This window comes from Desulfitobacterium elongatum, from assembly GCF_055378975.1.
In genome coordinates, this window is the sequence record NZ_AP038772.1 from 2,398,578 (window position 1) to 2,413,612 (window position 15,035).

The following is a 15,035-nucleotide window of genomic DNA, read 5'->3' on the forward strand; positions in this document are numbered from 1 at the left end:
GAACGATTGGTGGTCAGGTGTACAAGCACAGATTCATAATATAAGATTCGTAATATAAGATTCATAACGATATTATATGCTTAACTTCGGCGTAATTCAATTTAGGGAATTGCCTTTAATTTTGCATATTGGCTTCCCTAAGCACACCCATCTTTGGATGTTCCCATAAAATAACTTAAATAAGTAAAAAGCTTGCGATATTTCAAGTCGCAAGCTTTCTTGTATTAATTGGCATCAAACTACCGGAACCTTCTGATTGTTTTCGAGGGTAAGGGAGGTCAATTTATCGACGGTATTTTCTGATACCCTTATATATCACAAAGACGACTCCTACGAAAAGAAGATAAGGTATGGCATAAGCGATACCTACAAAGAGATAATTTAATCCGTTCCAGGTGGAACTTAGAGTTTTCAGGACTGCATCTTGTGCTGCCTGCCAAGTCTTTGTCCAGGAGACAGGTTGCCAGGGGTCAGTAATATTGACAGGGTTTGGTGTAGTCTGAAGATTGAGTGTAATTGTGGAATACGAGACCTCATGATCCCAGAGCTTAAGTTGCCCTTTGAGTTGTTCGATCTGCATCCGAATATTGCTCAAGTAGCTCTCAATTTTGAGAATATCTTCTACTGTGTGGGCCTCTTTTAAGATTTCTAGATAGCGTGCTTCTTGAGCCTCTAAGGTCCGCATGCGAGTTTCAGCATCATAATATTGATTAGTGATATCATTTGCGGTAGTGTGTTGGTTCAAAACTTTCCCAACTTCAGTGAGAAGTCCGCGAAATCTCTCAAGTTGGCTAGAAGGAATTTTCAGAATCGCATGGGCGGAAGAAGAATTCTGGTACTGATTCTGCGAGGATTCGACGACATATCCCCCAACACTTATCACTTCTCGAGTGATTCGATCAAGTGAAGGATTTACATCCTCGACTTGAAGATTCGCATCCATATTATACGTTATCTTCCGAGGTAAACCCTCATCGGCTGGGGGAGCCAGCGGTTCAGGCTGAGGTGGTGTCGGAGCAATCGCGATGGAAGAGTTTGCAGCCCCTTTACTCTTAGCTCCGGCATTTGCAGGAGGAGCTCCCGCGGCGAATCCACTTATCCCAGCTCCCGAGTCTGCAGGAGCTTCAGCCTTTTGTGAAGCTGGACTAGTCATATCATAGAGTTCAGTAGAATTCTTCATCATACCTCGGGATTGAGTGGCTTTTCCCATCAAAGGAAAATCGAGTGACCCCTTCATCCCAGCTTGCCCTAGGGATACTATTAGAACAAGGGCGACTACAGGAATGGCGAGCTTCCATTGCCAACGCCACCAGATTGATTTAAGCCCCCTTCGAATACGATCCCGAATACTCTCAGACCCGCTACGAGGTAATTCAGGGATTTCTGACCCTTTTTGTAATGTCCCTTGTTCTGCACTTCGCTCTTCCTCTTCATGAATCTTTTCCAATGCGAGTTGCTTTATTCGTTCCTTTTCTTCTATGCTCGGACTAACATTTTTAAAGAAAAGTTTCATACGTTCTAAGTCGCCCTCCTGTTCCCAGAGGGTGAATGCATCTTTTTTCATCATCGACTTGTACCCCCTGCATTCTCCATTCCATAAAACTTGCGAAAACTCTTCTTTGCGCGATACAGGAGACTATCAACGGCTTGCTGGGTTATGCCGAGAATTTGAGCAACTTCAGCTGCGCTAAATCCTTCGACAAGCCGAAGCTGAATAACCGCAACTTGTGGTTCAGAAAGCTTAGTGAGAGTTTCACTGACACTAAGTAAAGTTACAAGATGTTCACTGTGATCCTCCGTCGAATGATCGGATCTGAAATCTTCACTTAAAGAAATAACGGGAAGCCCCTTTCCCTTACGTATGCGGTAAAAGTCTGCGACATGGTTGTAGGCGATTCGAAGAGCCCAAGATTTCAAAGAGCTCTTCCCCTCAAAATTTGGTAAAGCCCGCCATACCTTTGTCAATATTTCTGCGGTTACATCCTCTACTTCGCTGTGGGGAATGCGCAAACGCACGAATCGGTAGACCATGGGGAATAACTGTTCATAGATCTCATCAAAGGAGTCCGTTGGCACGGTGAGCAGACCTCCTCTCTCATTCTGAATTAATTAGACGGAGATAGTTCTATCAATCTGACGCTAAGTAACATCTACAGTCTTATTCACTACATAATAAGAAAAATCCTGCACCGATGCAGGATCCCGACAGATGTTAATCTGGGAAGGCAAGGAGTAATCTAGTTGCTTTCTGACTCATAATAACGGCGAAAGAAGTCGCGCATTCGCTTCCTGTACCTTTTCCCAAAGCGTACGATTTGCATAATCTTTCCTGTTCAACTGAATGCTATCTTTGAGATCGCGGTTAAAATCTAGGTTTAACCTTTCGGTAAGTTTCGAACTATAAATCATGGCACTCAGTTCGAAGTCCACTTGAAAACTTCGAATGTCAAAATTAGCCGAACCGACGATGCAAATCTGCTGGTCCACTGTAAGAACTTTACTATGGAGTATACCCTTTTGATAACGATAGATCTCGACTCCGGCATTTAATAAATCCTCAAAGTAAGAAGATGAAGCGAGATACGAGATCTTATGATCCGGCTTCCCTTGCACAAGAACCTTGACATTGATTCCACTCATTGCTGCTGATTTTAAGGCCATAATCATGCTCTCATCCGGAATAAAGTAGGGAGTGGTCAAAAAGATCTCCTTTTGAGCGGTGGTGAGAATCGTAAAGAAAAGTTCTTTCATGGATTCCGATTCGGAATCTGGACCACCAGCTATGACTTGGCAGAGAATCTCTCCAATAGGTTCAAGTTGAGGATAATAGCGTTTCTCCCTAATTTCTTCTTGGTTGATGAAGTACCAGTCATTAAGGAAGGTTTCTTGCATCGTCTGGACAGTTTCTCCTTCCATCCGTAGATGGGTATCCCGCCAGAAGCCATACTTGGGATTGCGTGATAAATATTCATCTCCCACATTGATACCACCCAGATACCCGATCTTGCCGTCAATAACAACGAGTTTTCGATGATTTCGGTAGTTCATCGTTCCAATCAATTGTGGAAAGCGGAGGGGGAAAAACCAGCTAATCTCAACTCCTGCGTTTTTTAGGGCTCGAAGAAAGTCTTTTGGAAGATCGCGGCTCCCCAGCCCATCAAAAATCATTCGCACTTTGATACCCTCCTGAGCTTTACGGATAAGGACGTTCTGAACGTCTGTCCCAATTTGATCAGCATGGAATATATAGTACTCCATATGGATATGATCTTTAGCTGTCTCAAGATCGCGGAGCAACGCTTTAAATTTCTCATTTCCGTTCGTGAGAACTGAAATTCGGTTGTTTCGAGACAAAGGTGCAAAGCCACTCTGGAGTAAAAGACGAGCTAATCGTTTACTCTCCACTGAGCCTTCCTTAAAGAAGACATCCTGTGAGGTAAGCTCTTCTTCTTGACGGCTAGAAAGCTGAGGCAATCTACTGCTCGGAAGGTGCTTGAACCTGAAGAGCTTAGATTTAAGCGGTGAACAACCAAAAGGGGCATAAAGAATTAACCCGATGAGCGGCCAGACAGCAAAAATTGCTAACCATGAGGCTGTCTTTTCAGGATTCTTACTTTCTAGGATAACAACAAGTTGAGCCATAAGATGACCTAAGAAGGGTAATAGTAAAATTAATATAATATAAATCAAATGCGCCACCTCAAGTGTATTACCTCTTCGGACGGAGTGAAAAATACGATGTCCACAATTATACACTTTCCTAGAGGAAAGTGACCTTCCGCCTTGTCTCATGTAGTCTGCATTTAGTTAGTATGACAGAAAGCGGTAACTTCAATGCGAAGTTACCGCTTTGTAAAAAAAATTCATGATTTGATATCTTTGCTTCCAATGACTATTTTGCTTCAGGCTTACTTCCCCGTCCATAAGCTAAATACCCAAAGATAAGAGCAGTGATAATCAAGATTCCAGGATGGAGATTAGTCATGAACAAGATCGCCAAGGCGACTACGGCGATGCCCCAGGTACTCTTATACTTTTTAGGAAAGGCTTTCTTACCGAGGTCATAGGCAGATTGAGCAATCAGAATAACAACAACCGGACGGACTGCGGTTAAAGCCGCCTTTAACTCTTGAGTATGAGAGTAACGAATAAGCAAGTCACCCAAGATCACGACGATAAAGGTCGTGATAAGAGTCCCCAACAAACCGGCAATTGCTCCAGGCCACCCAGCAACCCTATAACCCATATAGCTGGCAAGCTTTGTGGCAATGGGTCCTGGTAAAGAGTTACCAATTGCTAAGGCATCTGCAAACTCTTCATTCGTTAACCATTTGTAGCGTGTAACCGCTTCTCTCTGAATAAGGGGGATCATAGCTGGGCCCCCACCGAAGCCCAAATTCGTAGCACGGGCACACCCGATAAATACTTCCCAAAGTTTCTTTAACATTTTTCTTACCTCCCTATATCTCAGCATCTCAGCGGAGCACGAAAAGACCAAAAATCATGGATAGGATAATAACGATTCCAGGGTGGAGCTTAAATTTAAAAAGAAGAATCATGGCTAAGCCGGCAATGACCCAACTCCAAAAACTCGGAAATGCAGTTAATCCCATATCAAAGGCAGTTTTGCCTACGAGGACAGCTACGAGTGGACGAACCCCTATTAATGCTCCTTTAAGGACAGGTGAATTACTATTTTTCATTAAGAAGTCTGTCAAAACAATTACAAGAAATGTAGTAAGTGCAAGAGTTCCAAGTAAGGCAGCGAGAACACCCAACCAGCCAGAAACCTTATAACCAATGAAACCTGACAGGAGTGTAGCGATTGGGCCTGGTAGAGAGGTCGTTATCGCTAATCCCTCCGAAAATTCACCCGTAGTCATCCAGCCATGAGCAATTACTTCAGCCTTAACGAGTGGAATAATGGCAGGGCCTCCCCCGAAGGCTAAATTACTTGCACGAAAGAAAGCAAGAAATAGATCCCAAAGTTGTTCCAATTAAACTCATCTCCTATAACTTTATTCGTTATTGTAAGTACTTGGTATTAAACTTCCGCATGTTGAATATTATAGCAAAGCGTTTAGAGATTGAGAATATCTTGAACACAAATAAAAGAGCTAACGATCCATATAATAGAAAGTTAACTCTTTAACGCGAGTAAATTATTGGAGACAGTCAGAATGCTTTAAACCATAATCACTGAATATTATACATCCCATGGGATTTCATATAATTGAAGAGATCTTCTCCATGTTCTTGCTCTTCTTTTTGAATATGATTTAAGGCCTGACGCACACCTTTATCTTGGAATTCAAAGATTGAGGTATCATAAGTTCCCGAGATATACTTTTCTGTCGCGAGCATGTCTTTTGCCAGATCCGCATCGTTTTGATTAAAAGTGCCACTGGCTTGAGACAGCATCCCACTTGGCTGTCCTGATTGCATTTGCATCGCTTGACCTTGCTGCTGAGCTTGTCCCTGTTGCCCTTGTCCTTGGTTCATGTTCGGGACCTGTCCACTCAAAATTTGATTTACCGTACTAAAATGTTGCTGCTCATGTGTTGCATGTGTTTGGAAGATCTGCTTTAACTGAGGACATTGTGTTTCATTAGCGTACTTATTGTATTTCTGAATGCAAAGTTGTTCATGTTGTTTCAGATCTTGCAGAAACATTCTTTCTTTTTGGCTCAGTTGTAATGGCATGAAGACACCTCCTTGAATGATATCTCTAGTCTACAGCATATCCTACTGAATTATGCATCTTGGCAATTATAGCTTTTTATGCAACTTTTGCGAGGTATCTTTCGTATAATTAATGAGAAGAAAAGATGGCTTCATGAGTGTCTGATTTTAATCATTGAGTATTAGGGGGGAAAGCGATGACGAAGCGGTTATACCGTTCAGGTCGAGAAAAAATGCTCGGTGGGGTATGTGGTGGTTTGGGAGAATACTTTGACGTGGATCCCACCATAATTCGCTTAGGCGCGGTGATCGCGATTTTTGGAGCAGGTGCAGGATTCTTCGCTTATCTCGTTGCTTGGATCGTGATTCCACAGAATCCGGATCATAAGTACCTATAGAGCGACACAACTATTTAGCCCCTCGAAAAATATTCGAGGGGCTAAATAGTTGTGTCGCATAATTTATCACCAAAATGGCTTAAAATAATGATGGTTCTCATCGCTCTTTGATCTAAAGAGTTAGTGCTAATCTATACTACTGGAGGGATAACCATGTTTCGGATGAACGACGAGCAACAGCATAAGGTTTTTAATAACTTCAAGAAAGTGATTGATAAACAAAATGCGAATTTAATCAATAAAGATCTCTACTATCATCTGAACCTCAATTGCAACTTTGTTGCGCATTTTAATTTACAAGGATTTCGTGAGGCTTATCAAGGGGAAAACTTCAGCGAGTTTGTGGAGCATTTCAATCGAGATTCTCCTGAAAGCCAATGGTTGGAGGCCCCGGAAATTAGTACTCAATTCGAACCTTTGAATCAATCTTTAGTTCAATATGTCGAATCTCAAGCGTCAAAGCACACCAGTAATGACTTTAGAGTTCCTTAAAATGAATGCGAAATTCATCAACAACCGATTCAAATTCTGGAAACCCTTCATTTTGTAACATGCGGCCATAATTAGCGTGTTTTGCATTGGCGTCCGCGACGGTGCTCCAAAAATACTGAATCATTCCTTGTGCATTACGCTGCTTCATACGGAGCCGGAGACCACGAGTGGCAGTTTTAAAACGTTCGGAAGTTGATGCTGAATTGAGAATGGGTGTGAACATCTTTTCTTCAAGAAAATCAAGTATCTCCTGTTCTTTGGTCATACACATACCCTCCTACTTTCTTGAACTTTCCCATATTATTTATCCTTTGACTCCGCTACAAAGCTCCTTCTATTTAAGTTATCGCTTCTCGTTCATAGGTTCCGATGATGGCTGTCGAGATAAGTGGCGCTAAGTCCATGGATAAGATTAACTAACATGTGCAAAAGTTTAACGGTCGTTTCGCACTACAGGTAGAGCTAACACCTCCACTAGAATTAAGTTTTCTTTATAAATTTTATGAGACAAGGCTTCTACGTATGTTATTAAATTGTGTATATTTTTTTAAATAAGCGCTCAAATCTATAAGCTAACACTCAGAGGGGTATAAAAAAATGGAGTCCTTTCTTAGCCAAACTAAGAAAAGGACTCCATTTTTAACTTCTGCTAGAGTTAGCTCTTCAATGCTTCTCCTTCGGAGTGTTAGGACTAGAACGCTACAATTAACCCTGCTTTCCCAGCGTAAGTCGCAATCGTGGATCCCATTTCATTGATGATAATTTCTTTGGGATGATAGAGTTTATCAAGTTCGAGTGCAAGGAACTGAGCATCCGAGAGGTTGTCCACATGAGTTATACCAATCACCCGATTGGAAAAATCATTACAACGTTCACCAATAAGCTCAATAACCCTCTGGAGTGACTTTTGATGACCACGCACTTTTTCAAGAATCTCAGCACTTCCTTCAACATTTTGTAAGATTGCTTTAATGTCAAGAAGTTTCGCTAAAGATCCTTGAAAGCGACTAAGTCTCCCCCCTTTGACGATATTCTCCAGGGTATCTAGGAGGATGAGAAATTTCATTTCTTTTCGGTATTGATCGAGCTGGGAAAGGATTTTGTCCATCGAAAACCCAGCCCGAACCATTTCTGCCGCTTGAAGTACTTGAAGGCCATGCCCGATTGACCCTGCTTCAGTGTCAAAGACGACCACCTCGGGATTTCTAGACAATTCCTTTCCAAGATTCGCCGAGCCAAACGAACCGCTTAACTTCGATGAGACGGTAAGGCACAAAATCTCCCCCTGACCTGAGAGTTCGGAAAAGAGCTGGGCAAAACGAGCGGGAGTCGGTTGAGACGTCTTGGGAAGTTCTACGGAAGAGAACATTTCCAAGTAAAATTCCTGAGGGGTTATGTCTTCCCCTTCGGCATATTCTTTTCCGTTTAAATGGATGGTCAAAGGTACAAGGTGTATCTCATATTTGTCCAATAGAAATTTTGGAATATCTGCTGAACTGTCAGTTACGATTTGAATCATAGTTACTCACTCCTGTATATTTGGAATCATGGTATATTTTACCACACCACGACATGAAGCATGAATTAAATAGATTCGACTTCACTCAAAAAGGTTCACTTTGAAAACCTCCTGAAAAGAAAAAATGTTTAACCCTGCTTGGCTAGGTCAAAATACCTTTTTGAAGGAACCTTAGTCTATATATACTACTTTGAGTAAATATCTCACAATAGTCTGTTGTTTTAATGATGTTTGAAATGCAACTCAAATGAGTCCGTTTCCATTTTCCATCTTCTACAAATAACAATTGCCCACTTGAACCGATTTCAACCTGATGAAGCCACACGACTCTCCCCCATCTATGAAGTGAAGCTGGTACGTTTGGATATAATAGATCATAAACTCCTTCTATGACTGCTACATCATCGTTCATCAGCATCTCTCCTCATGTATGGATTTCAACCTTATCTTACCATATTCAAGAAGCGGAATGAACGAAAGTTGAAGGTTAAATTTATGAAAAGATGATATCTCGCTCCCAGTAAGAGAGACAAGCTTTAAGTAGGAGTTATCCTGACCTCTAACGAGGTTAGTCTAAATTACCGTTACAAGAAGATCGAGACAGCAATTCCTTAGACTCGATATATGTCAGAAAGCAATAAGAGGTTGTCGCAAATTTTATTCTGCGACAGCCTCTTATTGCGAAATATACCTAGATTACTAGTGTAACTGCTGTCTCTGCTGAAGTAGAAACATCTTATAATATAAACCTTCTTGGCCCAAAAGTTCAGCGTGGGTGCCACGCTCTACGATGTGACCTCGATGAAGAACAAGGATAAGGTCGGCATCTTGAATCGTAGAGAGTCGATGGGCGATGGCAATGGTGCTTCGCCCTTGGCGCATCTTGCTGAGGGCGACCTGAATCGCTTCTTCCGTTTCTGTATCAACACTAGCGGTTGCTTCATCGAGAATTAGGATTTTGGGTTGCCCTGCTATAGTTCGAGCAAAGCAAATGAGTTGACGCTGACCACTTGAGAGCGTGGATCCCCGTTCGCTAACGGGTTCCTCATATCCATGCGGTAATTTGCGGATGAATTCATCGGCTTGAACAAATTCTGCTGCTGCCTTGACGTCTTCATTAGAGAGGTTCGGTCGCTCTAAACGGATGTTTTTCGCGATATCTCCCACGAAGAGGAAGGGATCTTGGGCCACGAGTCCAATTTTCTGTCGGAGTTCATCTTCAGCGTATCCTGAGAGTGGAAGGCCATCGATAAGAATTTCTCCTTGTGTAAGCTGGTAAAAATGCATTAGGAGATTAGAGACGGTACTTTTTCCACTTCCAGTGTGTCCTACTAAGGCGACCGTCTGACCTGGGTGAACGGTGAACGAAATGTTCTTCAAAACCTCGGTGACTCCATCATAAGAAAAGCTAACCTCTCTGAACTCGATTTTTCCTTGCTCAATTTTTCTAACATCAAAACCTTGTTCATTTTCTTTGCCTTGAATATTCACAGTCGGAGAGAGCCTCTCATCATCGAGAAGTTCAAAGACGCGCTCCGAGGCGATAATGGCCTGCTGAAGCTGTGAAAGGCGCATCATAATCATATTTACAGGTTCAAAAAAACGGTCGAGGTAATTAATAAAGGCATAGAGAACTCCAACTTCAACTGGACCGATAAGTGACTCAAGACCGAAGAAGCCCAGGACGAGAATGAAGGCTAGGGTGTAAAGCAGATCTACAGCTGGGCGCATGAGCCAACTATCGAGTTTAATATTAGCAATGGCTGCACGATAATACCTTTCGTTGATCGCTTGAAACTCACTACGGAAGCGCCTTTCCTGACGCATAACCTGGATTAGGTTCATCCCTTGAATAGATTCATTGAGCTTCGAATTCAAATGACTCAGTTCGAGTCGTACTGTACGATACACCTTTGAACTTAAGCTTCGATAAATTTGCATGAGAATGAAAACTAAGGGAAGTAGAATCAGGCAAAACGTAGCAAGGCGTTTGTCCAAGCTGAACATCGCTATAAATATACCTATTAAGAACACAAAGTTCTGAACATACGTAGATAAGACCCCGACATAAAGTTCTTTGATAGCTTCTGTATCATTGGTAATGCGAGAGACGAGAGCGCCACCGGGTGTCCTGTCGAAAACATTCATTCCGAGATACTGAACTTTACTAAAGACCTCCACGCGTATGTGCTGGATGATGCGCAAGGCAATCTGATTAAATTTCAGAAGCTGTAGATAGTGAAGGATAGCGGATAACATCACGAGGATAAGATATCCTGCACCCAATAATAAGAGAGCTGATTGCTCGAAGATCCGAGGGGTTAGATACTGATCAATAAATATCTTTACAAGTACCGGCCCTGCGACGTCGGCTGCAGTAGCCAGGATTAAGACGACAAAAGCAAACGTAAGTGATTTGGCGTGGGGTCTTAAATAGTTGAGTAGCCTCACTATTGTTCGACGTTGACTAGCGAGTCCTTGGGGTTTCTCAACGGTGTTTTCAGGGGCGAAATCTGTGACACTCACTTCAGCCCACCCCCTTCCTCAATCAGACTTTCGAGTTGCTGAGCCTGGAAAGTCCCCGCATACCAGCCCTTCTTTTCCATCAACTCTGCATGAGAACCGCTTTCGATGATGCTTCCGTTTTGAAGAACTAATATTAGATCGGCATGTTCAATCGCACTAAGTCGGTGTGAGGAAATCAAGGTTGTTTTCTGGGAACGGTTCTCTTTTAAGGCATTGAGGATCTGTTTTTCAGTTTTGGCATCTACAGCAGATAAGGAATCATCAAGAATGAGAATCTCGGGATTTAGAAGAAGAGCTCGGGCGATCGCAACACGTTGTTTTTGTCCACCCGACAACGTCACGCCCCGATCACCCACAAGAGTTGCATACTTCTCTTCAAAGTGCTGAATATCGTCATGAATGCATGCCGTTTTGGCTGCTTTCTCGATTTCCAATGGGTTTGCGGCTGGCTTTCCTAATGTAATATTCTCAGCAATAGTCGTGGAGAATAGAAAATGGTCTTGCGGAACGTAGCCGAAGGCAGAACGTAATGTATCGAGCGAGAGGTCGTAAATCGAAGTATTCCCAATTCGTATATCCCCTTTCGTCCCATCAAATTCCCTTAAGAGAACCCGGAATAAGGTCGTCTTGCCACTTCCCGTTTTCCCAACGACACCGAGGGTTTGCCCTTTCTTGAGAGTAAAATAAATTCCTTTCAAGGCGGGGATAGATTGACCATAGTAAGTGAATGTATCGATCGCAAAGTTTAAATTCCCCTCAGGTGCGATCGACAACACGGATGATTTATCCTTGACCTCAGATTCTACTTGGAGTAAGTCTCTTACCCTATCATAGGAAGCCCTACCTCGCTCCATGATATTAAAAAGCCATCCAAAAGCAAGCATTGGCCAGATAAACTGTCCAAGGTAGAGAGTGAATTGAGTAAGTTGTCCAAGCGTAATTTGTTCGCTTACAACACTTCGGGCTCCAAAGGCAATAGCAAGAAAGAAGGAAAAACCAACAACTAACATGATGGTCGGGTCAAAGAGTGCGTCCACTTTAGCGACCTCGAAATTCTTCTTCACCACATCTTCAGAAAGAGTCTTGAAGAATTCGATCTCTTCCCCTTCTTGTCCGAAGGCCTTAACTACCCGAACTCCCGAAATATTCTCCTGAACTTTATCATTTAAATCGCTGAACGCTTCCTGGGCTTTAAAGAATCGATCGTGGAGCAAGGTGCCGTAATAGCTCGAGGTCCAAGCCATAATGGGCATAGGCAGGAGTGTGATAAGAGTTAGTTTCCAGCTCACAAAATAAGCCATGGAAAAAATGACAAAGCCACCGGTAACTAAGGAGTCCACTAAGGTCAAGACCCCCATACCAGCAGTTATCTCGATAGCTTGAATATCATTTGTGGCATGGGCCATAAGATCTCCTGTACGATACTTATGATAAAAGCCTGGAGACATACGGGTGAAATGCTCGAAAAGCTGGCTACGCAAAAGACGGCTAAGCCTTGCCGCAGAGCCGAAAATCATCATCCGCCAGGTGTAACGTAGGGAGTACACTAAGAGTCCTAACCCTAAAAGGGATAGGAGCTTAGGCCAAAGAATGGTTTCGGTCAAGGTCTGGTGACTCACCCCATCCACGATTTTTCCTATCACATAGGGAGGGTAGAGATTCAAAGCTGCGACCATGACCAAGATTCCAATTCCAGCCAGGTAGTTTCTCTTTTCTATTTTAAAAAACCAGAATAAGTCGCGAAAAAGACGCAAATGGAAGCTCCTCTCTATGGAGTAAATTTAATATGCATATCCACGATTTCTGGTTGATTTCCGATTCGGATGGGTGGGCCCCAGGTGCCATAGCCGTTGGAGACAATAAGATTAAAGTTGCCTTTTTGTAAAAGTCCCCAATCCAGCGGGAAAATTCGTTGGGTTATATATTGGTTTGGCCACATTTGCCCCCGATGGGTATGCCCGGAAAATTGGACGTCGATTCCTTCATCGACAGCCTCATCAATCTGGGAGGGTTGATGATCTAGGAGGATAAGCGGGAGGCTTCGATCCAGAGGCTCAACTAGAGGGTGTAAATCTGAACGTTTTACTCCCCGGAAGCGTCCCCCACTGGCATCATCTCGGCCGATCACATAGAAGGAGTTAGCCACTTGTAAGGCTTCATCGCGAAGAACTTTAACTCCCCCTTCTCCTAGATATTGAATGGCCTCTTCTGAGTGTCCTCCAATGTATTCATGGTTCCCCAGGGAGGCAAAGACTCCGTATTTGGCTTTGAGTAGTTTAAAGGTATCGGCCATATTCTGCTCGATAAAGACTTCAACGTTTTCGTCAAGCACGTCTCCAGCAAGCAAGATTAAATCAGGGTCAAGTTTATTGACACGTTCTACAAGCCCTGTCAAAGTGGAATTCTGATGGATCGTACCGAGATGTATATCGGATACCATAACGAGATGAAGATCGTTGAGTTCCCCTGCCCTTTTATTTATGGTGAGTTCATAACGATGAATCTGAGGATTCATAGCATTCCAGGACCCATAGGCAAGAATTCCTGTGATTGCAAGAAAGATTGTGAGCCCAATGACCAGAGGAAATGAGGGATTCTCTTTAATGCTCATAGGAAGGATATGTAGGAATCGATCAGCTAAGCTAAAGATTTCAAAAACAAACAGGATGAGAACAAGATAAAACATTGCAGCCATCCAATAAGAACCCACCCAGGCGATAATTCGGTTGAGGGTCGCAGGGAAAAAATTCTGTAATGAACGTCCCAGGATATAGGAAAATGCAACTAATGTAAAGAGAACCCAATAGGTCGCACGAAAATTTGCAGCATGAGGCAGGTATTTAAAAAGCCCTTGCCAGGCTCGAAGGCCAATCCAAAAGTTGATACCACCATATAGGGCAAGTGCAATAATAATCAAAAAAATGAACATAGAACGAATTCGGGCCCCCTTCCTTACTCTCTATGGTATACTCAATCATGATAGCATATTTGTTATGAAAAGACCTATTCGTCACAAAAAGAAGTGCGGTCCTTGTCCTGAGCGCAATTTACTTTTAGGTTAATCCAAAGTAAAATCCATGGGCGCCTCTTTTGTAGAGAGTAGCGTTCTTCATGACAAGAGATTATTCTTCGTGAATTAGCTCGTTAATTCCTCTAAAATTCTTAAACACTATAATTTTTTGCCACCTTAGCAAAAGGCCATCTCACTTTAAATCGAGATGGTCTCTTACTAAGGTGGCAAATGAAAACACCTGCCGTCCATAGCAGGTGTTTTCCCATTTTCGGTGCGCTCTTAGAGCGCTTCTCAATGTCAGCTCGTTGTATATTTTACCCTTACATCTCTTAATTGTCAAGAATAGTTCTTAAGAATAAATCTTAAGCAGCAAAGCAAACTGAATCTAGTATCTAGACATATTAATAAACACCAAACTAAACACGCTCTTTGGAATCTGCTGCACGCCCTATTTTATCATTATCATGTGCATCAAAAGGCGGAATCGGATCACTATTTGCTATAGTCTTCTTACGGGTTATGTCTTTAATGTTTTTCTTCTCTTTGGGTTTTGACATAGTCCTCCTCCTTTAGCATACAAAAAGTTTTCTAATGATTAGGATACCCTATCTGAAGAAAATTATTTTTGACATCCTGACCTCTCCTTGGTATGTTAGAAGTATCCAAATTCAGTTAACCTATTGACTTCAGTTAACCTATTGACTTATTCGATTGATCCTATTTAACTTAAAAAGCAATATTTGATGAGGAGGTTTTTTACTATGGCATTACCCCCTTTTTTAAAAGCACTAGAGAGTTATGATCCGAAATTCGCACAAGTAATGGAGAAAATGGTTTCTCTTTCCCTGGCAGAAGGATCTCTAGATCCGAAAACCAGAACGTTGATTGCCTTAGCCTTAGACGCGGCATTGGGGGCATCAGAGGGAGTTACTAGCTTGGCCCAGCAAGCTCGGAAGATTGGCGTCACTGATCAGGAAATCTCAGAAGCATTGCGTCTTGCTTATTTTGCTTCTGGAAACTCAGTTCTAATCTCCTCCTTTGCAGCTTTCAAAGATAAGGAGTAAGTGGTTTGAACATATTGCAGAGTATTATTTCACCTCTACTGATTCTATTTTTGCTGCTTAATCTTATCGCATTCTTTCTGATGGGAAGAGATAAATCTTTGGCCAGAAGAAAGCAGTGGAGAATCCCTGAAGCTTGGTTTTTCACTCTCGCTTTAGGGGGTGGGGCCCCTGGGGTGTGGTTAGGAATGCAGTTTTTCCACCATAAGACGAAGCACAATAGTTTTGTTTACGGTGTTCCTCTCCTTTTTATTTTTAATATAGTTGTGATATATGGAATTTGGACTGTGGTTAGCCGATAAGTTTACAATTGATGAGCCTAATAAAACGCCGATAAAAGAGCA

General features: G+C 42.5%; 17 protein-coding genes. 4 read left to right on the forward strand and 13 right to left on the reverse strand.

Annotated features, from left to right (window positions below):
• Nucleotides 1-283: 283 nt before the first annotated feature.
• The 6 genes from ACZ42W_RS11275 to ACZ42W_RS11300 all read right to left on the reverse strand — a co-directional run bounded on the left by ACZ42W_RS11275 (nt 284) and on the right by ACZ42W_RS11300 (nt 5,703).
• Entirely contained in the window at nt 284-1,567 is a 1,284-nt protein-coding gene (locus ACZ42W_RS11275; protein WP_464170817.1) for a DUF4349 domain-containing protein, read from the reverse strand.
• Nucleotides 1,564-2,076 carry an RNA polymerase sigma factor gene (locus tag ACZ42W_RS11280; RefSeq protein ID WP_464170819.1) on the reverse strand — a complete coding sequence of 171 codons (513 nt, stop codon included), beginning with the start codon at nt 2,074-2,076 and terminating at the stop codon, nt 1,564-1,566. Before ACZ42W_RS11280 ends, ACZ42W_RS11275 begins: the two co-directional genes overlap by 4 nt.
• Before the next feature lie 177 nt (nt 2,077-2,253).
• On the reverse strand, nt 2,254-3,690 hold the full coding sequence (gene cls, locus ACZ42W_RS11285) for a cardiolipin synthase (protein ID WP_464170820.1): 1,437 nt from the start codon (nt 3,688-3,690) through the stop codon (nt 2,254-2,256).
• 202 nt (nt 3,691-3,892) lie between these two features.
• A complete protein-coding gene (locus ACZ42W_RS11290; protein ID WP_464170822.1) occupies nt 3,893-4,447 on the reverse strand; it encodes a chromate transporter in 555 nt (184 codons plus the stop codon).
• A 28-nt stretch (nt 4,448-4,475) separates the two neighbouring features.
• Nucleotides 4,476-4,997 carry a chromate transporter gene (locus ACZ42W_RS11295; RefSeq protein WP_464170824.1) on the reverse strand — a complete coding sequence of 174 codons (522 nt, stop codon included), beginning with the start codon at nt 4,995-4,997 and terminating at the stop codon, nt 4,476-4,478.
• A 199-nt stretch (nt 4,998-5,196) separates the two neighbouring features.
• On the reverse strand, nt 5,197-5,703 hold the full coding sequence (locus tag ACZ42W_RS11300) for a spore coat protein (RefSeq protein WP_464170825.1): 507 nt from the start codon (nt 5,701-5,703) through the stop codon (nt 5,197-5,199).
• 176 nt (nt 5,704-5,879) lie between these two features.
• On the opposite strand from ACZ42W_RS11300, the gene ACZ42W_RS11305 reads away from it, so the two are divergent.
• Both ACZ42W_RS11305 and ACZ42W_RS11310 read left to right on the forward strand, forming a co-directional pair.
• Complete coding sequence (locus tag ACZ42W_RS11305) at nt 5,880-6,080, forward strand: PspC domain-containing protein (protein ID WP_464165466.1); 201 nt, start codon at nt 5,880-5,882, stop codon at nt 6,078-6,080.
• A gap of 153 nt (nt 6,081-6,233) precedes the next feature.
• The gene (locus ACZ42W_RS11310; protein ID WP_464165467.1) at nt 6,234-6,572 is read left to right on the forward strand and encodes a hypothetical protein; all 339 of its coding nucleotides are present in this window, start codon (nt 6,234-6,236) and stop codon (nt 6,570-6,572) included.
• Here the strand turns inward: ACZ42W_RS11310 and ACZ42W_RS11315 are convergent.
• The 7 genes from ACZ42W_RS11315 to ACZ42W_RS11345 form a co-directional block, all read right to left on the reverse strand.
• Nucleotides 6,559-6,837 carry a hypothetical protein gene (locus ACZ42W_RS11315; protein WP_464165468.1) on the reverse strand — a complete coding sequence of 93 codons (279 nt, stop codon included), beginning with the start codon at nt 6,835-6,837 and terminating at the stop codon, nt 6,559-6,561. The two genes, ACZ42W_RS11310 and ACZ42W_RS11315, sit on opposite strands and share 14 nt — an antisense overlap.
• A gap of 426 nt (nt 6,838-7,263) precedes the next feature.
• On the reverse strand, nt 7,264-8,091 hold the full coding sequence (locus ACZ42W_RS11320) for a DegV family protein (protein WP_464165469.1): 828 nt from the start codon (nt 8,089-8,091) through the stop codon (nt 7,264-7,266).
• Nucleotides 8,092-8,233: 142 nt separating this feature from the next.
• The gene (locus tag ACZ42W_RS11325; protein ID WP_464165470.1) at nt 8,234-8,503 is read right to left on the reverse strand and encodes a hypothetical protein; all 270 of its coding nucleotides are present in this window, start codon (nt 8,501-8,503) and stop codon (nt 8,234-8,236) included.
• Between the two features lie 287 nt (nt 8,504-8,790).
• Nucleotides 8,791-10,617 (reverse strand): ABC transporter ATP-binding protein, encoded by a 1,827-nt coding sequence (locus ACZ42W_RS11330; protein ID WP_464165471.1) that lies wholly within the window; start codon nt 10,615-10,617, stop codon nt 8,791-8,793.
• A complete protein-coding gene (locus tag ACZ42W_RS11335) occupies nt 10,614-12,371 on the reverse strand; it encodes an ABC transporter transmembrane domain-containing protein (protein WP_464165472.1) in 1,758 nt (585 codons plus the stop codon). Before ACZ42W_RS11335 ends, ACZ42W_RS11330 begins: the two co-directional genes overlap by 4 nt.
• Before the next feature lie 14 nt (nt 12,372-12,385).
• The gene (locus ACZ42W_RS11340) at nt 12,386-13,546 is read right to left on the reverse strand and encodes a metallophosphoesterase (RefSeq protein ID WP_464165473.1); all 1,161 of its coding nucleotides are present in this window, start codon (nt 13,544-13,546) and stop codon (nt 12,386-12,388) included.
• Between the two features lie 500 nt (nt 13,547-14,046).
• Nucleotides 14,047-14,187, reverse strand: coding sequence for a hypothetical protein (locus ACZ42W_RS11345; protein ID WP_464165474.1), 141 nt, complete (start codon nt 14,185-14,187; stop codon nt 14,047-14,049).
• 204 nt (nt 14,188-14,391) lie between these two features.
• On the opposite strand from ACZ42W_RS11345, the gene ACZ42W_RS11350 reads away from it, so the two are divergent.
• Together ACZ42W_RS11350 and ACZ42W_RS11355 are read left to right on the forward strand one after the other, a co-directional pair.
• Nucleotides 14,392-14,694, forward strand: a complete 303-nt coding sequence (locus tag ACZ42W_RS11350; RefSeq protein ID WP_464165475.1) for a carboxymuconolactone decarboxylase family protein — start codon at nt 14,392-14,394, stop codon at nt 14,692-14,694.
• Between the two features lie 80 nt (nt 14,695-14,774).
• Nucleotides 14,775-14,993 carry a DUF1294 domain-containing protein gene (locus tag ACZ42W_RS11355; protein WP_464170970.1) on the forward strand — a complete coding sequence of 73 codons (219 nt, stop codon included), beginning with the start codon at nt 14,775-14,777 and terminating at the stop codon, nt 14,991-14,993.
• Nucleotides 14,994-15,035 lie beyond the last annotated feature (42 nt).